This is a genomic window from Wenyingzhuangia sp. IMCC45533, assembly GCF_054111225.1.
Map to the genome: position 1 here is coordinate 826,030 of NZ_CM134197.1, position 19,908 is coordinate 845,937.

The 19,908-nt window shown below is 33.6% G+C and carries 21 protein-coding genes; 13 read left to right on the plus strand and 8 right to left on the minus strand.

Translation table 11 applies throughout. The annotated features are described in order from the left end of the window. The 12 genes from ACXGQW_RS03660 (at window position 1) to ACXGQW_RS03715 (ending at window position 12,752) form a co-directional block, all read left to right on the plus strand. Window positions 1-714 (plus strand): cytochrome c3 family protein, encoded by a 714-nt coding sequence (locus ACXGQW_RS03660; protein ID WP_457823745.1) that lies wholly within the window; start codon window positions 1-3, stop codon window positions 712-714. 197 nt (window positions 715-911) lie between these two features. After that, on the plus strand, window positions 912-4,442 hold the full coding sequence (locus ACXGQW_RS03665; RefSeq protein ID WP_457823746.1) for a molybdopterin-dependent oxidoreductase: 3,531 nt from the start codon (window positions 912-914) through the stop codon (window positions 4,440-4,442). A gap of 4 nt (window positions 4,443-4,446) precedes the next feature. Further along, on the plus strand, window positions 4,447-5,883 hold the full coding sequence (locus tag ACXGQW_RS03670) for a rubredoxin (protein WP_457823747.1): 1,437 nt from the start codon (window positions 4,447-4,449) through the stop codon (window positions 5,881-5,883). A 37-nt stretch (window positions 5,884-5,920) separates the two neighbouring features. Further along, window positions 5,921-7,114, plus strand: a complete 1,194-nt coding sequence (locus ACXGQW_RS03675) for a molybdopterin molybdotransferase MoeA (RefSeq protein WP_457823748.1) — start codon at window positions 5,921-5,923, stop codon at window positions 7,112-7,114. Between the two features lie 7 nt (window positions 7,115-7,121). Further along, the gene (gene mobA, locus ACXGQW_RS03680; protein WP_457823749.1) at window positions 7,122-7,691 is read left to right on the plus strand and encodes a molybdenum cofactor guanylyltransferase; all 570 of its coding nucleotides are present in this window, start codon (window positions 7,122-7,124) and stop codon (window positions 7,689-7,691) included. Further along, the gene (locus tag ACXGQW_RS03685) at window positions 7,685-7,927 is read left to right on the plus strand and encodes a MoaD/ThiS family protein (protein WP_457823750.1); all 243 of its coding nucleotides are present in this window, start codon (window positions 7,685-7,687) and stop codon (window positions 7,925-7,927) included. The genes mobA and ACXGQW_RS03685 overlap by 7 nt, the downstream gene beginning before the upstream one ends. A gap of 83 nt (window positions 7,928-8,010) precedes the next feature. Beyond that, window positions 8,011-8,448: a molybdenum cofactor biosynthesis protein MoaE gene (locus tag ACXGQW_RS03690; RefSeq protein ID WP_457823751.1), complete on the plus strand. Its 438-nt coding sequence runs from the start codon at window positions 8,011-8,013 to the stop codon at window positions 8,446-8,448. Window positions 8,449-8,489: 41 nt separating this feature from the next. Then, entirely contained in the window at window positions 8,490-8,852 is a 363-nt protein-coding gene (locus tag ACXGQW_RS03695; protein WP_457823752.1) for a four helix bundle protein, read from the plus strand. Window positions 8,853-8,879: 27 nt separating this feature from the next. Continuing rightward, window positions 8,880-9,788 (plus strand): bifunctional molybdenum cofactor biosynthesis protein MoaC/MoaB, encoded by a 909-nt coding sequence (gene moaCB / locus ACXGQW_RS03700; RefSeq protein ID WP_457823753.1) that lies wholly within the window; start codon window positions 8,880-8,882, stop codon window positions 9,786-9,788. A gap of 79 nt (window positions 9,789-9,867) precedes the next feature. Next, window positions 9,868-10,878, plus strand: coding sequence for a GTP 3',8-cyclase MoaA (gene moaA, locus ACXGQW_RS03705; RefSeq protein ID WP_457824186.1), 1,011 nt, complete (start codon window positions 9,868-9,870; stop codon window positions 10,876-10,878). Between the two features lie 62 nt (window positions 10,879-10,940). Beyond that, a complete protein-coding gene (locus ACXGQW_RS03710) occupies window positions 10,941-11,765 on the plus strand; it encodes a mechanosensitive ion channel family protein (RefSeq protein ID WP_457823754.1) in 825 nt (274 codons plus the stop codon). A 6-nt stretch (window positions 11,766-11,771) separates the two neighbouring features. Further along, window positions 11,772-12,752, plus strand: coding sequence for a CorA family divalent cation transporter (locus tag ACXGQW_RS03715; protein WP_457823755.1), 981 nt, complete (start codon window positions 11,772-11,774; stop codon window positions 12,750-12,752). Here ACXGQW_RS03715 and ACXGQW_RS03720 read toward each other — a convergent pair. Continuing rightward, a complete protein-coding gene (locus tag ACXGQW_RS03720) occupies window positions 12,749-13,861 on the minus strand; it encodes an aminotransferase class V-fold PLP-dependent enzyme (RefSeq protein WP_457823756.1) in 1,113 nt (370 codons plus the stop codon). The two genes, ACXGQW_RS03715 and ACXGQW_RS03720, sit on opposite strands and share 4 nt — an antisense overlap. A 92-nt stretch (window positions 13,862-13,953) precedes the next feature. Between ACXGQW_RS03720 and ACXGQW_RS03725 the strand changes: the two genes are divergently transcribed. After that, window positions 13,954-14,544 carry a DUF975 family protein gene (locus ACXGQW_RS03725; protein ID WP_457823757.1) on the plus strand — a complete coding sequence of 197 codons (591 nt, stop codon included), beginning with the start codon at window positions 13,954-13,956 and terminating at the stop codon, window positions 14,542-14,544. A gap of 39 nt (window positions 14,545-14,583) precedes the next feature. Here ACXGQW_RS03725 and ACXGQW_RS03730 read toward each other — a convergent pair whose 3' ends face one another. From ACXGQW_RS03730 to ACXGQW_RS03760, 7 genes are all read right to left on the minus strand, one after another. Then, a complete protein-coding gene (locus ACXGQW_RS03730) occupies window positions 14,584-14,850 on the minus strand; it encodes a hypothetical protein (protein WP_457823758.1) in 267 nt (88 codons plus the stop codon). Window positions 14,851-14,912: 62 nt separating this feature from the next. Next, a complete protein-coding gene (locus ACXGQW_RS03735) occupies window positions 14,913-15,281 on the minus strand; it encodes a hypothetical protein (RefSeq protein WP_457823759.1) in 369 nt (122 codons plus the stop codon). Window positions 15,282-15,316: 35 nt separating this feature from the next. Beyond that, window positions 15,317-16,246: a hypothetical protein gene (locus ACXGQW_RS03740; RefSeq protein WP_457823760.1), complete on the minus strand. Its 930-nt coding sequence runs from the start codon at window positions 16,244-16,246 to the stop codon at window positions 15,317-15,319. An 83-nt stretch (window positions 16,247-16,329) separates the two neighbouring features. Beyond that, window positions 16,330-16,872 (minus strand): hypothetical protein, encoded by a 543-nt coding sequence (locus ACXGQW_RS03745; RefSeq protein ID WP_457823761.1) that lies wholly within the window; start codon window positions 16,870-16,872, stop codon window positions 16,330-16,332. A 138-nt stretch (window positions 16,873-17,010) separates the two neighbouring features. Beyond that, window positions 17,011-17,430 (minus strand): hypothetical protein, encoded by a 420-nt coding sequence (locus ACXGQW_RS03750; RefSeq protein WP_457823762.1) that lies wholly within the window; start codon window positions 17,428-17,430, stop codon window positions 17,011-17,013. Between the two features lie 4 nt (window positions 17,431-17,434). Further along, entirely contained in the window at window positions 17,435-17,998 is a 564-nt protein-coding gene (locus tag ACXGQW_RS03755) for an RNA polymerase sigma factor (protein WP_457823763.1), read from the minus strand. A gap of 584 nt (window positions 17,999-18,582) precedes the next feature. Then, a complete protein-coding gene (locus ACXGQW_RS03760; protein WP_457823764.1) occupies window positions 18,583-19,755 on the minus strand; it encodes a trans-sulfuration enzyme family protein in 1,173 nt (390 codons plus the stop codon). Window positions 19,756-19,908 lie beyond the last annotated feature (153 nt).

Genomic DNA, 19,908 nt, shown 5'->3' on the forward strand with positions numbered 1-19,908 from the left:
ATGTTTAATATAAATCCATTACGAAAGAGACAGTTTTACGGAATTTTAATAGGTATTATTGTTTCTATTCTTGTAATTGCCTCCTTAATTTTTGCAAAGCCTGCGGAGAAATACTTAAGTATTGGCCCTATGAATACTGGTCACGAAGGATTTTCCTGTAACACCTGTCATAGCGATGCTAAAGGAACCCTACTTCAACAAATACAATCCAACACCGAATGTGCCATTGGACTGAGAAAGAATGTAGTTGATTTTGGTTCTCTTCCAGCAGACACCAAAAAATGTCTGTCTTGTCATGAAAGAGACAACGATAGACACCCCACGCATCGTTTCTTAGAACCCAAGTACAAAGAAGCTATTAAAGAAATTGATGCCACTAATTGTAACACTTGCCATAGCGAGCACAACGGAATTAGAATCAGTTTAGCTGAAGGAAACTACTGTATCAATTGCCATAGCGACACTAAAATTAAAAATGATCCTTTGGATGTGCCTCACTCCGTGTTATTTAGTACAGGAAAATGGGACACTTGTTTACAATGTCACGATTTTCACGGAAATCATCAAGCTCCCGCTCCAGAAAACATGAAAGACACCATTCCAATGCAAAAAATAAAAGCTTATTTTAAAGGTGGAGAAGACCCGTATGAGGGTAAGAAAAAATTTAAAGCCTTAACGGAACAAGAATGGATTAAAAAGTATACAAAAAAATAGCAAACTGTTTTTATTCATTTCACTAACCACAAAAAGCCTAAGTATAGTTACTTAGGCTTTTTGTGTAATATGTTAAGAAATTGAGGCCTCGAAATTTAAAAATCAAACAGATTCAAAAACCAAAACTACGTATATATACTTAAAATCTACGTAAAATTAACTATATTTGCGAAAGTATCTTTAAAACATAACAATTCATGTCTGCAAATAAATCATATAAAACAACTTGTTCTTACTGCGGAGTAGGTTGTGGAATCATCGTTGATAAAGATGTTAACGGAACTTTAAAAGTTAAAGGAGATGCTGAGCATCCTGTAAACAAAGGAATGCTTTGTTCTAAAGGGATGAACCTGCATTACGTAGCGCAAGACACTACTGATAGAATTCTATATCCAGAAATGAAGTGGAGTAAAAATCACCCTTTAAAAAGAGTTTCGTGGGATACTGCTTTTGATAGAGCTGCAGCTGTTTTTAAATCCATTATTGAAAAACATGGACCTGACAGTGTTGGTTTTTATGTATCCGGACAATGTTTAACGGAAGAGTACTACTTAGTTAATAAATTGACCAAAGGATTTATTGGAACTAACAACATAGATACCAATTCAAGATTATGTATGAGTTCTGCCGTGGTGGGTTATAAGAAAGCCATTGGAGAAGATTCAGTACCTATTTCCTATGCAGATATAGAATTAGCAGATACGTTTTTAATTACTGGTGCCAACCCAGCTTGGTGTCATCCTATTTTGTTCAGAAGATTAGAAGCACATAAAGAAGCGAATCCTGATACTAAAATTATTGTTGTAGACCCTAGAAAAACGCAAACTGCTGCCATGGCAGATTTGCATCTACAAATTCAACAAGGAACAGATGTTGTTTTGAATAATGCCATTGTTCGTGAATTGATTGAAACAGACAAAATAGATCTTGATTTTATTTTAAATCACACCAACAACTTTGAAGATGTTAAAAACTTAGTTTTTGAAATGTCTTTAGAGGAGGCTGCCAAAAATTGTGATATTACCGTAGATGAAATAAAACTAGCTGCTAAATACATTGGCGATGCCAAAGGATTTATTAGTATGTGGACCATGGGACTAAATCAAAGTATTATCGGAGTAGATAAAAACGTCTCCTTATTAAACATATCATTGGTTACAGGACAAATTGGTAAACCTGGTTCTGGTCCCTTTTCTTTAACCGGTCAACCCAATGCCATGGGAGGTCGTGAAGTTGGAGGAATGGCTAATTTATTGGCAGTTCATAAAGATTTGAGCAATCCCGAACACAGAAAAGAGGTTTCAGATTTTTGGGGCTCTAACCCTATCAATCCTAAACCAGGATTTACGGCAACCAAAATGTTTGATGCACTTGACAGAGGCGAATTAAAGGCAATTTGGATTATATGTACCAATCCTGTGGTAAGTTTACCCAACTCTAACAAGATAGAAAGAGCCTTAAAAAAGGCTAAATTTGTAGTGGTACAAGATATTTCTCATAATGCAGAAACCACTAAGTATGCAGATCTTTTATTGCCAGCTGCGGGTTGGTTAGAAAAAGAAGGAACCATGTCTAACTCCGAAAGAAGAATATCTTACTTAGAAAAAGGAATAGAAGCTCCAGGAGAAGCATTGCCAGATATAGAAATTTTATGTCGTTTTGCGCAAGCTATGGGCTACAAAGGGTTTGACTTTAAGAACGCAGAAGAGGTGTACAAAGAGTACTGCCAAATGACTAAAGGAACCAATATAGATATTACTGGTTTGTCTTATGACAAGTTAAAAGCCAACGGAACTATTCAGTGGCCCGTACCTACAGAAGATAGCGAAGGAACTCCTAGATTATTTACCGATAAAAAGTTTTACACTCCTAATGGGAAAGCCAACTTTAACGTTCCTACAAATATTTACAATCAATCTGAACAAACTACAGAAGAATTTCCATTGATACTGAATTCTGGTAGAATTAGAGATCAGTGGCATACCAGAACCAAAACAGGAAAAGTAAAACGTTTGTTAACCCATATTGATGGCCCTTATGTAGAAATGCACGAGGAAGATGCCAAAGAAAGAGGAATAGAAGAAGGAACTGTTGTAATTGTTAGCAACGGCAGAGGAACAACCAGAGTAAAAGCAGTAGTAAACAAAGACATTAAAAAGGGATCTATATTTATGCCAATGCACTTTGGTAAAGTTTCTGGTGATGATTTTGGACGTGTCAACAATCTAACCAACGAGTTGATTGATCCTATTTCTAGTGAGCCAGATTTTAAACATGCTGTAGCACAAGTCACAAAATATAAAAAAGAAAAACAAAAGATTTGTTTGGTAGGAGCAGGTTCTGCTTCGTACAGATTTATACAAACCTATAGAGAACATAATACTGAAGATCAATTAGACGTATTCTCTTTAGAACCATATCCTTTTTACAACAGAGTGATGTTACCTGAGTACATTAACGAAGAAATGACTTGGGAGCAACTCCAAAAAATTAAAGAAGGAGAATTAGAAAAATTACAAGTAAATCTACACGCAAGTTGTAGTATAGAAAATATAGATCGTGAGCGCAAAATTATTACCGATAGCAATGGAGATACACATTCTTATGATATTTTAATTATTGCTACAGGTAGTAGAGCCTTTGTTCCTAAAGATATTAGGTTAGACATTGCAGGTGCTTTTACCATGAGAACGAGAAAAGATGCAGATGCGTTAAAAGCGCATCTTGAAAAAACAGGATTGCCAGAAAACCAACAACATGTAACTATCGTAGGTGGTGGTTTATTAGGATTAGAATTAGCTGCTTCTCTTTCTAAAATAGATATCAAATCTAGTATTATACAGCGTGCCAACCGTTTGATGGAACGTCAGTTAGATTTGGTTTCTAGTAGATTACTAGGGAAAGATGTAGAAGAAAGAGGTATTCAAGTTCATTATAATAACGAAGTAGATACTGTTTTTGAGACTGAAAAAGAAACCGAATTAGAAGTAAGACTTAAGACTGGAAAAATCATTAAAACCAATGCAATTGTGTACGCTATTGGTACCATTCCAAACATTGAGTTAGGTAGAGCGATCAAACTAAGATGTGGTAGAGGGATAGAAGTAAACCAACACTTACAATCTAGCGACCCTAGTATTTTTGCTTTGGGAGAAATCGCTCAATACAACGGTTGGTTATTTGGAATTACCTCAGCAGCGGAGCAACAAGCTGATATCGCTGCTAAATATATCTTAGGAGATTTAGGTAGCATATACGATGGATCTGTGTTGATGAATATTCTAAAGTTTGAGAACTTAGATTTATGTAGTATCGGAAATATTGAAATTCCTAAAGATGACAAATCCTACGAACAAATTATTTTGACTGATGAACGCAAACGCTATTACAAAAAATGCGTAGTGAAAGACGATATTTTAGTGGGTGCCGTTTTAATGGGAGACAAAAAAGAATTTGCAGAATTCAAAGCCCTAATAGAGGATAAGGTAGAACTGTCTGACAAACGTGACGAACTACTACGCGGTAGTGGTGGTGGAGAACCTGTAGTAGGAAAATTAGTATGTTCTTGTAGTCAAGTGGGAGACGGTAACTTAAAGCAAGCCATTGCAGGGGGCTGTCAAGATTTTGCAGAATTGTGTAAAACCACCGGAGCTGGTTTGGGTTGCGGAAGTTGTAAACCAGAGGTAAGAGATATTTTAAAAGAAGAATTAGTAACTGTTAACGCTTAGTAAAATGGTAGAAACGTTAAAAAGAATATTTATCAAAGGGGGAGTAATTACTCCTAACGAGTTAAAACAAGTTATTCAATTAGCCAAAGCTTTAAATTTAGATAGCATCAGTTTTGGTTCTAGACAAGATATTTTACTACCCGTAAAAGAAAATCAAGAACATTTACTAAAAACATACTTTCCTCAATTCAAACAGGATATTGAAGAAAATCATAAGTTTCAAAATATTGTTTCCTCTTATGTATCTGCAGATGTATTTCCGCAAACATCGTGGCTAAGTGCAACCACTTATTTGTATTTACACGAAGAATTCAAATACAACCCTACATTAAAAATTAATTTGGTAGATGCACAACAAAACTTAGTTCCAATTTATAACGGACACTTAAATTTTGTGGCCTCCAAAGATGAAGATTACTGGTATTTAAACTTAAATTTACCAGGTTGGAAAAGAGATACAGATTACCCTGTTTTGGTTTATACTTGGAATATTGCCAACATTGCCAAAGCTATTGAAGATGAATATAAAAATTTTAACAACGTTCAAGATTTATACAATAGAGTAAACGAGTTGGTAGAAACCAACAACAAAGTGATTACTCAACCTTTATCTATTGCCTACAAACCGTTTCCGTACTATGAGGGTATGAATAAAATGGGAATCAATCAGTATTGGTTAGGACTATACTGGAGAAACAACAAATACGACATCAAATTTTTAGAAGAATTCTGCGATTTTTGTATGGATTATAAAATCAGTAGAATTTGTATCACTCCTTGGAAATCTTTAGTTATAAAAGGAATTGAAAAGGAATACAAGTTTATGTTAGAAAAATTCTTAGGACAAAGAGGTATTAATGTACGTCACTCTTCCTTAGAATTGAACTGGCACTTACCTGTAAATAACCACGACGCACTAAAACTAAAGCGTTTTATTGTAAAATCTTTAGATCAAAACGATATTAGTACCTATGGGTTAACTATTGGTTACCACGAAAGGAGCGAGCAACCTCAATATTTCACTTCTATGATTATTGAAAAAAATCCTGCTCCTAAAATCGCCAACGAATTTGAAAACATTGCAACATACAATGTTTTGTATTGTAAGAACTTTAATCCCAACACAGGTGTATATATTCCATATGCACAAAATGTCGAAGAAATTGAATTACCGGGTTTATTGATGCAGTTGAGTCAATTGTACTTTGATCAGCTAGATAATAGCTTGGAAAATGTTGCCAAACCAAAAGAGAACAAGGATAGCGGTTTGATTACTAGCAAAGTTCATCAATGTAATCATTGTATGACTATTTATGATGAACAAATTGGAGATGAGGAAAACAACATAAAACCTGGTACTTTATTTGACGAATTACCAGCAGATTACGAATGTGGTTTGTGTGAAGCTCCTAAAAAAGAATTTTCGGAAGTTGAACTTTAAAAATAAATCCTAATTTTGGTTTCTTATTTAAAGCAAGATGGACAACAAATACATGGTAAGCATTTCTAAAGCTATTGAGCTTGTTAACACCCGTACTCGTGTTGGCAAAGTCGTTGAAATTCCTTTGCTGGATGCTTTAGATTTATACTTGGCTGAAGATATTTTATCACCTATCAATATGCCTCCTTTCAATCAATCTGCCATGGACGGATACGCTATTTTGTATGATATAGCGCATCAAAACAACTTTACCTTGGTTGATGAGATTAAGGCTGGAGACAATAAACCTAAAACATTAAAAGTTGGAGAGGCTGTAAGAATTTTTACAGGAGCTCCTACTCCGCATAATGCCAATGCTGTAATTATGCAAGAAAACACCTCCGTAAAAGATGGGCTACTTGCTATTGAAGACGAATTGAGTCATCATAAAAATATTCGTTTGGCAGGAGAGCAAATTAAAGAGCAGCAAATTGCATTAACAAAAGGAACCAAATTAAATCCTGCCGCTATTGGCTTTTTAGCTACTTTGGGTTTAACCACTGTCAAAGTACACCAAAAACCATCAATATCAATTGTAGTTACCGGAAACGAGCTGACTCCTCCTGGAACTCCTTTAGATTTTGGACAAATATATGAGAGCAATGCTATTATGTTGCAAACTGCCTTGTTAAAAAAAGGGTTTGGAAACATCAATATCATCAAAGTAAAAGATGATTACCAACAAACTTTAAATAGTTTACAAGAAGCTATTAACAACAGTGATTTTGTTCTGATTTCTGGTGGAATTTCCGTTGGAGATTATGACTTTGTGGGTAAAGCTTTGTTAGAACTAAACACTGAACAGATTTTTTATAAAATAAAGCAAAAACCTGGAAAGCCGCTGTTTTATGGAATTCATCAGGACACAGCCATTTTTGCGCTGCCTGGAAACCCTGCTTCTGCCCTCACCTGTTTTTACATTTACATAGAAACTGCACTGCAAAAGTTTGTAGGGAATCCAACCTATCAAAAACAAACGCAAGAACTAGCACTAATCAATCATTATCAAAAGAAAGGAATAAGAGGTGAATTTCTAAAAGCAAAAGCCAACGGAAATTATGTAGAAATTTTAGGAAGTCAAAGCTCCGCAATGCTGAATACATTTGCAAACGCAAATGCCTTGATTTACTTGGAAGAAGGAAGAGGAACTATTCGTAAAAATGAACTTGTAACCACCTACATTATAGATTAACATCGTTATGCGAAAGAATATCACAGGAATTATTTTGGCTGGAGGAAAAAGCTCTAGAATGGGTGCTGATAAAGGAACATTACTTTTTAAAAACGTAATGTTTACGCAGCATATAATTAATAATTTATATCCTATTGTGGACGAAATCATCATTGTTAGTAACAATCCTAATTACGATCAGTTTGGTGTAAAAAGAATACCTGATAACGTCAAAGATTACGGTCCAATTGCTGGTGTATACACAGGTTTAAAAGCTAGTAAAACAGACTACAGTTTTGTTATAAGTTGCGATAGTCCTAAGGTAGATATGGACGTATTTAGACCTTTACTGGAATATAGAAACAATAAATATGATGTTGTTCAATATATCTATAATACCAGAACAACACCCCTTACTGCTTTGTATAATAAAAAGTGTTTGCCTGTGTTTAAATTAGCACTAAAGAATAAAATTCAAAAATTGCGCTTTGTGGTAAAACAACTAGAGCATAAAACGATTCCTGCTCCAGACAATATTGTGTGTAAGTTAGCCAACATTAACACGCCAAAAGATTTAGAAAAACACGACATATGCTAGTTACCGTAAAATATTTTGGAATGGTATTGGAAAAGACAAATACCTCCTCAGAAAACATCGGTTTTCCTGATACGGATACTAGTATTTCTGATATTGAAAATCTTATCTTGGAAAAGTATCCAACGTTGAGTCAGCTTACCTACAACATTGCTTGCAATCAAAAAATTGCTTCTAAAGACACATTGATTAATCAGGGAGATGAATTGGCTTTTTTACCTCCGTTTGCTGGAGGTTGATTATATTTGTACTCTGAAATTTTAGAGTACTCAACCCTTAAATAGTTCGACAACACATCTCAAAATATTCTAAAAACATTGTTATGAAAAAAATAAAAAACGTTTTTGTTGAAGGTGCTATCACCCCAGAATTTATAGCCAACTCAATTTCTAAACATCAAAGTAAAACTACCATTGGAGCTCACGATATTTTTTTAGGTCAGGTTAGAGCGGATAACATTGACGGTAAAACGGTTGCTGCTATTGAGTATACGGCTTACGAAGAAATGGCTAATACTAAGTTTGATGAAATTAGAGAAAGTGCTTTTGATAAATTTGAATTGACTTGTTCTCATATTTATCACAGTTTAGGTGCTGTAAAAACTGGCGAACTTTGTCTTTTTGTTTTCGTGTCTTCTCCAAGAAGAAAAGAAGCGATGAAGGCTTTGGAGTATTTGGTAGAAACCATTAAAGCAGAAACTCCAATTTTTGGAAAAGAGGTTTTTGAAGATGAAACGCATCAGTGGAAAGTAAACAATTAGTTGTTTATTTGTTTTTTGTTTAATTGGTTAGTTTGTTAAATATGCATATATTTTCTTTTGAGAAATTAATTGTTTGGCAAGATTCGAAAGAGTTGGTCAAAGAGGTTTATAAGATAACTAAGAATTTTCCCAAATCAGAAATCTATGGTTTATCATCTCAATTACGAAGAGCATCCATATCCGTATCATCCAATCTAGCCGAAGGTAGTTCCAGAAAAACTTATAAAGACAAAGCTTATTTTTCAACAATAGCCTATAGTTCTCTAGTTGAAGTATTAAATCAAGTGATTATTTCATACGAATTGGGCTATATTAATGCTGAGAAATACAAAGAAATAAGGTCTGTAATAGAAATGATTTCAAACAAAATTAACGCTTTGCGAAAAACACAGCTAAACAAATAAACACTTCCGCAACTCAACATAAATTAAATGGTAGACATCACATATAAAACCAACACACTAAGGACAGCAGTTGCCCAAGCAGTTGTAAAAGTTAGCAAGCAAACAACTATTGATGCAATTAATAACAAAACGGTTCCTAAAGGAGATGTTTTTGAAATGAGCAGAGCTGCTGGTTTATTAGGTATTAAACAAACCCCTTATTTACTACCCGATTGTCATCCACTGCCTATTGAGTATACTGGAGTTGAATACCAAATTAACGGACTAGAAATTACTGTATTGATGACCGTTAAAACAATTTACAAAACAGGGGTTGAGGTAGAAGCTATGCACGGAGCAAGTGTTGTTGCTTTAAACATGTATGATATGTTAAAGCCCATAGACAAGGAAGTAGAAATAGAACACATTAAACTTTTACAAAAAAGAGGAGGTAAATCTACCTATAAACAAAAGAAAGGAACAGGTTTAAAAGCCTCAGTTATTGTTTGTTCGGATACTATTTCTGCGGGGACTAAGGAAGATAAGGCTGGTAAAGCTATTATTGAAAAACTAAGAGAATGTGATGTTACCACTGGCGAATACACAGTTATTCCCGACGAAGCAGCAATTATCGAAGAAAAAGCATTAACCAATAGTCAAAAAGATTTTGACTTGATTATATACACAGGAGGTACAGGCTTATCTCCAAGAGATGTTACTCCAGAAACATTGATTCCTTTATTGGATAGAAGAATTTCTGGTGTTGAAGAAACCATTAGAAACTACGGACAAAACAGAATGCCTTATGCTATGTTATCCAGAAGCGTGGCAGGAATTATAAATAATACTTTAGTATTAGCTTTGCCTGGATCTACCAATGGTGCTAAAGAATCTATGGAAGCTATTTTTCCAGAAATATTACACATTTACGGAGTATTAAAAGGAGAAAGACATTAATTTCGATGCTCATTTTTCTAACCTTAAACTGATTAAGCTATAACGCAACTCAACAACTAAACACATAAACAGCAAATATATCAACAACTCAAGCAACATATTAACAGACTCTTTTAATAGAGAACACACGTACTTGCGTATATCGATTACTGAAAGATGTAATTTTCGTTGTACCTATTGCATGCCTGCAGCTGGAATTCCATTGTCTCCAAAAAGCCATATTATGACTTATGATGAGATTTATACGGTGGCTAAAAAGTTTGTTGATTTAGGAGTCACTAAAATTAGAATTACTGGTGGAGAACCGCTAGTTAGGAAAGATGTAGAAATTGTGTTGAGAAAACTAGCTACACTTCCTGTAGAGCTTTCTATCACCACTAACGGTGTGCTGATTGATCGTTTTCTAAATATCTTTAAAGCGTGTAATATCAAAAAAATAAATATTAGTATTGACTCTTTGGATAGAGATAAATTTAACTCCATTACTCGTAGAAAAGATTTTGATAAAGTATTAGAAAACATTCAACTTTTTACAGAGGATGATTTTTTTAAGGTAAAGCTGAACTGCGTGTTAATGAAAAACACCAATGATAACGAAATTGTTGATTTTATAGCCTATTCTAAAACTCACAACTTAAATGTTAGGTTTATAGAATTTATGCCTTTCGACGGAAATAAATGGAATTTAGATCAGTTGGTTTCTTTAGACACCATTGTAGATAAAGCTATAAAACACTTTGGGTCAGAAAACATCATCAGGCTACAAGATGCTGCTAATGATACCTCTAAAAACTTTCAGGTAAGGAATGGCACAGGTAGTTTTGCTATTATTAGTACTGTTACCAATCCTTTTTGTGATAGCTGTAATAGAATTAGGTTAACTGCAAATGGTATGTTAAAAAACTGTCTATTTTCTGGTGGAGAAACCAATTTGTTAGAAGCTTTGAGAAATGGTGATGATATTGAAAAACCCATCAATATTGCCGTTCAATCTAAAAAGAAAGTACGTGGAGGTATGGATACGCAGGACAAATTTACTTCAGATGAACTTAGATTAAATAACCGAAGTATGATTGCCATTGGTGGCTAATTCGTGGGTTATTCTTTTTTCCTTTACTTTGTTCTGTTTTACTACTTTTATCAAAAAAACTTATGGACACCTTTAGTGATTTTTTAAATTTTGAACTTTTAAGCATTGGAGAACGTCAAATAAAAGTCTTTAATGTAGTACTCGCTCTTTTTATTTTAGTATTTACCAAAATACTGTTGTGGGGATTTTCTAAAATCATCAAAAAGAGAAATAGCGTAAATCATACGCACGCCAATAATTATGCAATGATTCAAATTAGTGCATACTTTTTTTGGACTCTAGCCATTGTCGCTGTACTAGAAAGTCTAAATATTGATGTAAAACTTATTTTAGCAGGATCTGCTGCCTTATTGGTAGGAATTGGTTTAGGATTACAACAAACTTTTAACGATTTTATCTCTGGGCTTATTTTACTTTTTGAGGGAACTACCAAAGTGGGTGACGTTTTAGAAATTGATGGTGACATTGTTAGAATTCATGAAATAGGATTGAGAACTTCCAAAGCCATCAATAGATTTGATATTTCGGTCATTATTCCTAATTCTCAAATTACTACAAGCAAAGTAATTAACTGGAGTCATAATGAAACTAAAACTTTATTTAAAATAAAAGTAGGTGTTGCTTACGGGAGTGATGTAAATTTGGTAATTGCAACTTTAAAAGAATGTGCCAATAACCATCCTGAAGTAATAAAAACTGAAAGTACTAATGTGTTTTTTACCGATTTTGGCTCTTCTTCGTTAGACTTTATGCTTTTATTTTACACAACAAATATTTTTGGAGCAGAAAAAATTAAAAGCGATATTAGAATACGAATAGCTAAGGCTTTTGAGGAAAAAGATATTACGGTTCCGTTTAATCAATTAGATATTCATATTCAAAAATAGGTACAGATGAATGAATTGTTTTTAAAAAATACGTCTTTGATAGAATACAACAAAGAATCTTATTCTAGTGAGCCTATAACGGATATCAATCAAATTGCTTTTATCAACGACCCCAGTACTACTAGCTGGCTAAACACTTACGGTACGAATTATACCGATGAATTTAAATCTGTTATCAAACAAACTTTATTAGACGACTTTTTACTAAAGTTAATTAGCGAAGAAAAACATCCTAACAAAGTTTTGGAACTAAAGGGAGTTATTTTTGTAGCCATTAAAGTGTTAAAAACAGAAAGTCTCAATTTTGAAACTGAACAAATGTTTTTTATCCTTACTCCTTATTATTTATGGAGTATTCAGCAAAAAAAAGGAGATTATTTTGAGTGGATTCGTGAGCGTATTCAACAAAACAAAGGGATTGTTAGAACCAAAAAAACAGACTATTTACTGTTCTTAATTTTAGAATCTATTATTGATAATTATGAAGAAGCTTATGAAAACGCTTCATCCAGCTTGAATACCTTAAATCACTCATTGGACGTAAACCCAACTCCAGAATTTACCAAAACTGTTGAAAACGATAAAAAGGTAATTATTACCTATAAAAAAGCTGTTAGTAGTTTAAGAGATGTGGTCACTAAGCTAGAAAAAATTGAAGAAGAAAGCGTAAATAAAAAGTTTTATAGCGAATTGAATGCCCAAGTAAATAATCTAATTAATACGATTGATTTTGATTTGCAAGAAATGGAAAGTAAAATCAACATGATTTTTAGTATCCAAGGACATAGACTAAACGAAGTCATGAAAACACTTACCATTTTTTCTGTTGTGTTTATCCCTCTTACTTTCTTAGCGGGTATTTACGGAATGAATTTTAAATACATCCCCGAATTAGATATGCCTAATGGCTATTTTATTTTACTGGGTATTATGGCGGTTGTTACGGTGATTATTATGATTTATTTTAAGAGAAAAAAATGGTTTTAAACACTTTTTTTTACAATCTCACAAATCTTATCTAAATCATGTAAACTCAAACTAGAGCCACTAGGTAGACTGAGTCCTCTCCCAAAAAGATCCTCGGAAATACCATTTGTATACACCACTGTGTTTTGATATGCTACTTGCTGATGAATAGGTTTCCACAAGTTTCTACTCTCAATCCCCTCTTCTTTTAAAGCTTCTCTTACTTTTTCTTTGATGTTATTTGTCTTAAATATTACAGAGGTTAACCAATAATTACTCTCCGCTACGGTTTCTGCTCCTAAAAAAGAAATATCATCGTTTGACAAGTTTTTTTTATAAAACTCATAATTGCGTTTTCTTAGTGATATAAAATCATTTAACAATTCCATTTGTGCTACACCAATAGCTGCTAAAACGTTACTCAACCTATAATTATAACCTATTTGATGATGCTGATTATCTGTACCATTTTCTTTGGCTTGAGTAGCTAAATACCTTGCTTTTTTTATATACTCTTCCCGATTGGATATCAGTACCCCTCCTCCTGAGGTAGTTACTATTTTATTTCCGTTAAAAGAGAATACCCCTAAATCTCCAAACGTGCCGCAACATTGGTTTCTATATCTAGCTCCCAAAGCAGAGGCTGCATCCTCTAAAACTAGAATATTGTATTTTTTAGTAATCGCTAAAATCTCGTCAATTTTAGCTGGAATCCCATAACCGTGCACCAATACCATTGCCTTTGGTTTTTCACCATTCTTTATTTCATTAGTAATAGCCTTTTCTAACAAAACAGGACACATATTGTGTGTTGTAGACTCCGAATCTACTAAAACAGGAATAGCTCCTAAATAGGTAATTGGATTTACTGATGCAATAAATGAAAAGTTAGCACACAATACTTTGTCTCCTTTACTTATCCCTAAAACTTGCAATCCTAAATGGATAGCCGCTGTTGCAGAATTTAAAGCCAACACATACTTACTACCTACGAAATCAGCTACTTTTTGTTCGAAAAGGGCCAACATCGGACCTTGCGGAGCAATCCAATTACTCTCCATCGTTTTCAACAGTAATTCTCGCTCATTTCCTTTTAAATGCGGAGGTGACAAATATATTTTTTGATTCAATTCGTTTTTTTTTACTAAAGTAAGAAACCTTATATTTTTTAAATAAAAATATGTTTAATATTAGTAATTTGCGATAACTCAAACAAAAAAACATGACTACAGAAAACACTACTTTAATGAAAAACGCAAGGGCAGCCTTGCAAAACAATTGGCCACTTGCTATTGGGGCATTTCTAACCTACATCATTCTAACGTTTATGATACCTTATGCCGGTATCATATTGGGAGGTCCCTTTGCATTGGGGTTAGCTTTATTTTCTTTAAATATCTCCAGAGGTAACGAATTAAAATTCGAAAATATTTTTGAAGGATTTAAAAATTTCAGCAACGGATTGGTAGCTTATTTATTGAGAGCTCTTTACGTTTTCCTGTGGTCTCTTTTACTAATTATCCCAGGAATCATTAAATCTCTTTCTTATTCAATGGTATTTTTTATTATGGTAGATGAACCAGAATTAAGTCCGCAAGAGGCATTGGCTAAAAGTCAAGAAATGATGAATGGTCATAAAATGAAATATTTTAGATTAACGCTGAGATTTATGGGATGGTCACTACTATGCGCATTCTTTACTTTCGGTATTGGTTTTTTGTGGTTAATTCCCTACTTCCACGTAACTAATGCAAAGTTTTATGAAGATTTAAAAACTGACCCACTAGCTGAAATTGGAATGAACGAAGATTAATCATTAAAAAGCCCATCAAAATTTGATGGGCTTTTGCTATTACTTGGTTTTACAACAAGATTTTTCTTGACCTGTATGGCAAGTTTCCTTGGTAGCATCACAACATTTGTGTTTGCACTTTTTATGATTGGTTGTATCACAAGTTTCTCCAGCTTTACAACAACCATCTGCAATGCAATTTTGCTTACATTGCTCCGTTTGGCAACAATTAGTGTTACATTTCCGCTTGTTACCGCAAGAAGACATCAATAAGGTAAATGCTCCAAATATTGCTACTAATAACGTAGCTTTAATTATTTTTTTCATCTTTTTAAATTTAAAATTCTAACATATTTCTATACATCCCAACAAGGATGTCATTAATGATACTAAGTATATAATGATGCTAAAATTGGAGGATGAAAAATTTTGTTTCTATAATTGGAAATTGACTCGTGGTAACCGAATCTAGGATTTGCTGTAGATATCTTGGAAAATGAATAATGATATTCTATTGGATAAATAGCAACAATCATTACACAGCAACTCATTTTAGAAGTACCAGAACAACAATCTTTTTTATTTGAGGCTTCTTTTTTTGCAGTTGCCATTGTACAACAACTATGTTTTTTTAGCGATTCTTTTTTAACCATACATTGCATATCCAACTTTCCTTCTCTGTAAGGCATCGCTTGTACGGTCGCGAAAGATTGCAACAAAAAAGAAAAGATTAATATGACTGATAGTATCGATTTCATTAGCTACAAAGTTAAATAAAAAACACATATATAGTCTATAACTCTAACAAATACGCTACAGAAAAATTAAAAAAACTTGTATGATCATATTCAAAAAAACCGTGAGATTTTGGAGTATTTATATGATACGATAATTCAAAATCAAAGTTTTTAATCGTATACAGCAAAGGTAAGCTATACTGTATATTCAATAAGTCAAAAACATTTTGCTCCTCAAAATCTATAAACTCAACTCCTTGCTCTTCTATAATTCCAGACTCCTGGAAAACAATTTGATCCCCTATTTGAAAATTTACAGAGGGTCTCAAGTACAAGCTAGAATTAGATTTTTTAAACAACTTAAAGCGTAAAAAAGAATTAGAAGATATTTGAAAAGAAGTGTCTCCACCAAAGGAAAACGTAGTTGATAAGCGTGTACCTATACTTCTCTTTTTATTTCTTATTCCAACACCTGTTGTGATGGAGTTGGTAAACGCGTTATCCAAGTCATTTAAGTAAATAAATCTAGAATAACTCGCTGTCAATCTCAGGAGTTTTTTCCTTCCTATACTTTTTCCATAACCTGTAGTTAAAGAGATAAAGTCCCATTGTGGATCAAACTCATCGTAATAAATACTAGATACGCTTGCAAAAAAACCTTTAGCATTCATATAAGTTACTTGAGGTCGTAAATTGTACTGATCAATTCCAATATCTCTACCCGTAAAATAAGTATCACTCGTGTAGTCCATCGAAAAATACAAAAATTTGAAATCAGACAAGCTGCTCACCAAATTCTCCAATTCTGTTTGTTCTAAAAAAACGCTTTCTATCAACGCTTCTTCGTCGGCTGTTATGTCGTTTTCATCCTCAAACAAATCATCTATCAAAACATCAACTTCAGTTTTATTTTGATCAGCCTTTTGCGCTTGAATATCCATAAAAAAAAGTGATACTATTAAAAGAATTAAAATTTTATACTTCATCCATTTTCTCGCTTTGGTTAAAACACAAAAAAGCAACCACCCGCTTGGGTAGTTACTTTTAGTTAATTACTCGCAACTATGCTCTATTCTGTAGGACTTACTACAGCTTCTCCTTTGGCATTTTTTCTATCTTCTCTTCTTTGCTTTATTCTTTCTCGCAGTTTTCTTCTTTGCCCCTCGGTTAAATTTTCTCTTCTTTCTCTAATCTTTTTTCTTGCCTTAGTTCCTCTCTCTGCTACAGACGTTCGTCTTTCGTGCATCTGAGCTTTTTGCTCCTCTGTAAGCGTTTCTCTAAAAGCCTCTCTCGCTTCTTTAGCGCTTTCTCTATTTGCTGTTTTAATTGCTTTTTGCTCCTCTGTTAAAGATGCTAGTAAAGCTGCTCTTCGTTCGGATCTTGTTAACTCTTTATTCTCTAAAATTGCCAATTGCTCCTCTGTTAACGAAGTTTTAAAAGCCTCTTTGTTTGATTTAATCATCTCTCTCTGATTTTTAATCATCTCCTTTTGAGCCTCCGTTAAAATACTTTCTTTAGCTGTTGCAATAACTTCTGTGTCTTGAGCACTTGCATTGCTTAACCCTAATATTAATACCAATGCTAATGTTGTTAGTGTTTTAAATGTTTTCATATCTATCTAATGTTTTAAATTGTTAATTATTTGAACGTTCTATTTATTTAGACCTGCCTATTTTAAAAAAGTTTTAATTCTTTCAAAAAAAAAATAGGAGTAAAAAATTTTACTCCTATTCACATCCTATTTAATTCTTTACAAATCCTCTAGTAATTTATCCACAAAAAAATCATCTATCACGTCTTCTGCCTCGTACTCTTCTACAAACAGAGAATTAATTAAATCGTCGTTTTCCTCTAACAATGCCATCTTATGAGTATGCTTTTTATCGACATCAAAATAAGTTTGCTGAACTTTTAAAATCGCTAACCCAAAAATAATAGCGACCGATGCAGCAATAAACAACCCTACTCTTTTACGTCTCCAATCAATTATTGTAGTATCGTATTGTGTCTCTTGCGACTCTTCAGCAATTTTATCTAAAATAGATTGTTTTGAGTTTTTAAAATAATTTTCAGGCACCTCTAAACCCAAGTCCTCAACGTGATTTTTTTGTTGATTTGAATTCGTGCTCACTTGTTCTTTCTCTTCTCTATGATTATTAAATGTGTCCATTTTCTTAAATTTTACTTTCCACCAACATTTCATCTACCATCGTATCTTCTACAAATTTAGCAGCCTTGTAATACAAGGTCTTAACAGTTCCCTCCTTTAATAAAATAATTTCTGATATTTCTCTAAACTTTAAATCGTCATAATATTTCATTTTAAAAACATCTCGTTGTTTGCCTGGTAAAGAATTCAAAACCTTTTGTAATTTAACTTGCACTGCATCGGCATTAAAATAAGCATCCTCAAACAAACCCTCTAAATGCTTTTCGCTTACCTCGTCTACAGAAACTTTAAAATGTCTTTTGTTACTTTCCAACAATCTTAAACTCTCGTTGTAAGCTATTTTGTACATCCATGTATGCAAAGAGCTCTTTTGTTTAAAATTAGGCAAACTCTTATAAATTCTTACAAAAGTATTTTGCAAAACATCATCTGCATTTTCATGAGTGTGAACCAATTTTCTGATATGCCAGTACAAACGCTCCTGATACATATCAAGCAGCCTTTTAAAAGCATTATCTCTAGTGCTTTTACCAAGTAACTCTTCAATAAACTCTTTTTCGTTTGTCAAAACGGTTTGCTTTTATACTTCTTAGACCCTGGTATTTCAAAAAAGTTTTAAATTTCTTAAAAAAAATTCTGAATCATTTTTGGGCGTGTCCCAAGGGTCGGGCTTTTCGCTATATCTTTTACCTGTTTTCGATACAAATTTATTCCGTTTCACTTCACAAATCCACTCAAACCAAAGGTAAAAGGATGCCGCTACAATCCCTCACGCAATTTTCACCAATGTTGTTTTCAATAAAATTCCGAAAAACATCATTCAGTTTACTCTATAAAGCTCTTAAAAAGCTCAATCTCACCCTCCATACAATTAAAAAATTCAGCAGAATACTTAAAATTTTAGGGTTGATCTTTCTATAAAAATTAAGTGATTTTCACTAGAAACCTACATTGTCTACATTCAAATATTTTACATACAGTCATTCTGAATTTATTTCAGAATCACACCCAACTAAATATCATAGTGAGGATGGGATCCTGAAACAAGTTCAGCAGGAAGTGGGGATGCGTAGAGTTGTCTCGTAAATTGTATTACCTCAAAAAATTAATTTTTAGAACAAAAAAAACCGAGTTAAAACTCGGTTTATGCTTTTAAGCCTCCAAAGCTTGCTTGATATCTGCAATAATATCATCTATATGTTCCAACCCAGCCGAGCAACGTACCATTCCTTGGGTGATATTTACCTTTAACTGATCTTCTTCCGCCACGGAGTGATGTGTTGTAGATGCAGGGTGTGTAACAATTGTTCTTGTATCTCCTAAATTGGCCGATAATGAACACATTTTAATATTGTCAAAAAACTTTTTACCAGCTTCTTTCCCCCCCTTTACTTCAAAAGCAATAATAGAGCCTCCTAATTTCATTTGCCTTTTAGCAATCTCATATTGTGGATGAGATTTTAAAAACGGATACTTTACCCAGTTTACTTTAGGGTGAGTTTCCAAAAACTGTGCTAATTTGTAAGCGTTGTCACAATGTCTATCTACTCTAACGGCTAGGGTTTCTAAACTTTTAGACAATACCCATGCATTAAACGGAGACATTGCAGGCCCAGTTAAACGAGCATATAAATAAATTTCTCTTATCAAATCTTTAGGTCCCACGGTAACGCCTCCTAATACACGTCCTTGCCCATCAATTAATTTTGTGGCAGAATGAATTACCAAATCTGCTCCAAACTTAATAGGGTTTTGTAAATAAGGAGTTGCAAAACAGTTATCTATAATTAATAAAATTCCATGTTTTTTGGCAATTTTGCTCAGCACTTCCATATCCAACACATCCACAGCAGGATTGGTAGGAGTTTCTGCATAAATAAATTTTGTATTGGGTTGTATTAAGCTTTCTACAATTTCTACCTCATCCACTCCAAAGTAAGACGTTTCTACGCCCCACTTTGGAAAATACTTAGTAAATAACCCATGCGTAGCCCCAAAAACAGAACGAGCCGAAACAATATGATCTCCTGATTCTAGCAACGCAGCAAATGTGGTGTACACTGCGGCCATGCCCGTAGCAAAGGCAAAACCATCTTCTGCACCTTCCATCAAACAAATTTTCTTTATAAATTCGTTCGTGTTAGGATTGCTATATCTGCTGTATAAATCACGTTGTTTCTCCTCAGCAAAAGAAGCTCTCATTTCTTCCGCATCCTCAAAAACAAATCCGGATGTTAAATACAAAGGGACTGAATGCTCTGAAAACTGAGTAGTCTCCGCTTGTGTACGAACCGCTAAGGTTTCAAAATTTTTCTTATCGCTCATTTCTTTCTCAATATAAAGTAGTGAGTATTAAGTATCAAGACTATTTACTCACTACGCTTAATTATCTAAAATCAAATACCCGATACTTATTACCTGATACTCAAATTTATAGTTATCATAACTCAGTACTAATTACTTTGTACTCTGCACTTT

Excerpts from the sequence above, each read along its gene's own strand:
- ACXGQW_RS03665 (WP_457823746.1), top strand. The coding sequence starts at position 912 with ATGTCTGCAAATAAATCATATAAAACAACTTGTTCTTACTGCGGAGTA.
- ACXGQW_RS03670 (WP_457823747.1), top strand. The coding sequence starts at position 4,447 with ATGGTAGAAACGTTAAAAAGAATATTTATCAAAGGGGGAGTAATTACT.
- ACXGQW_RS03750 (WP_457823762.1), bottom strand. The coding sequence starts at position 17,430 with ATGGACACATTTAATAATCATAGAGAAGAGAAAGAACAAGTGAGCACG.
- ACXGQW_RS03745 (WP_457823761.1), bottom strand. The coding sequence starts at position 16,872 with ATGAAAACATTTAAAACACTAACAACATTAGCATTGGTATTAATATTA.
- ACXGQW_RS03725 (WP_457823757.1), top strand. The coding sequence starts at position 13,954 with ATGACTACAGAAAACACTACTTTAATGAAAAACGCAAGGGCAGCCTTG.
- moaCB (WP_457823753.1), top strand. The coding sequence starts at position 8,880 with ATGGTAGACATCACATATAAAACCAACACACTAAGGACAGCAGTTGCC.
- ACXGQW_RS03695 (WP_457823752.1), top strand. The coding sequence starts at position 8,490 with ATGCATATATTTTCTTTTGAGAAATTAATTGTTTGGCAAGATTCGAAA.
- ACXGQW_RS03660 (WP_457823745.1), top strand. The coding sequence starts at position 1 with ATGTTTAATATAAATCCATTACGAAAGAGACAGTTTTACGGAATTTTA.
- ACXGQW_RS03690 (WP_457823751.1), top strand. The coding sequence starts at position 8,011 with ATGAAAAAAATAAAAAACGTTTTTGTTGAAGGTGCTATCACCCCAGAA.
- mobA (WP_457823749.1), top strand. The coding sequence starts at position 7,122 with ATGCGAAAGAATATCACAGGAATTATTTTGGCTGGAGGAAAAAGCTCT.
- ACXGQW_RS03735 (WP_457823759.1), bottom strand. The coding sequence starts at position 15,281 with ATGAAATCGATACTATCAGTCATATTAATCTTTTCTTTTTTGTTGCAA.
- ACXGQW_RS03710 (WP_457823754.1), top strand. The coding sequence starts at position 10,941 with ATGGACACCTTTAGTGATTTTTTAAATTTTGAACTTTTAAGCATTGGA.
- ACXGQW_RS03760 (WP_457823764.1), bottom strand. The coding sequence starts at position 19,755 with ATGAGCGATAAGAAAAATTTTGAAACCTTAGCGGTTCGTACACAAGCG.
- ACXGQW_RS03730 (WP_457823758.1), bottom strand. The coding sequence starts at position 14,850 with ATGAAAAAAATAATTAAAGCTACGTTATTAGTAGCAATATTTGGAGCA.
- ACXGQW_RS03740 (WP_457823760.1), bottom strand. The coding sequence starts at position 16,246 with ATGAAGTATAAAATTTTAATTCTTTTAATAGTATCACTTTTTTTTATG.
- ACXGQW_RS03675 (WP_457823748.1), top strand. The coding sequence starts at position 5,921 with ATGGACAACAAATACATGGTAAGCATTTCTAAAGCTATTGAGCTTGTT.
- ACXGQW_RS03685 (WP_457823750.1), top strand. The coding sequence starts at position 7,685 with ATGCTAGTTACCGTAAAATATTTTGGAATGGTATTGGAAAAGACAAAT.
- ACXGQW_RS03715 (WP_457823755.1), top strand. The coding sequence starts at position 11,772 with ATGAATGAATTGTTTTTAAAAAATACGTCTTTGATAGAATACAACAAA.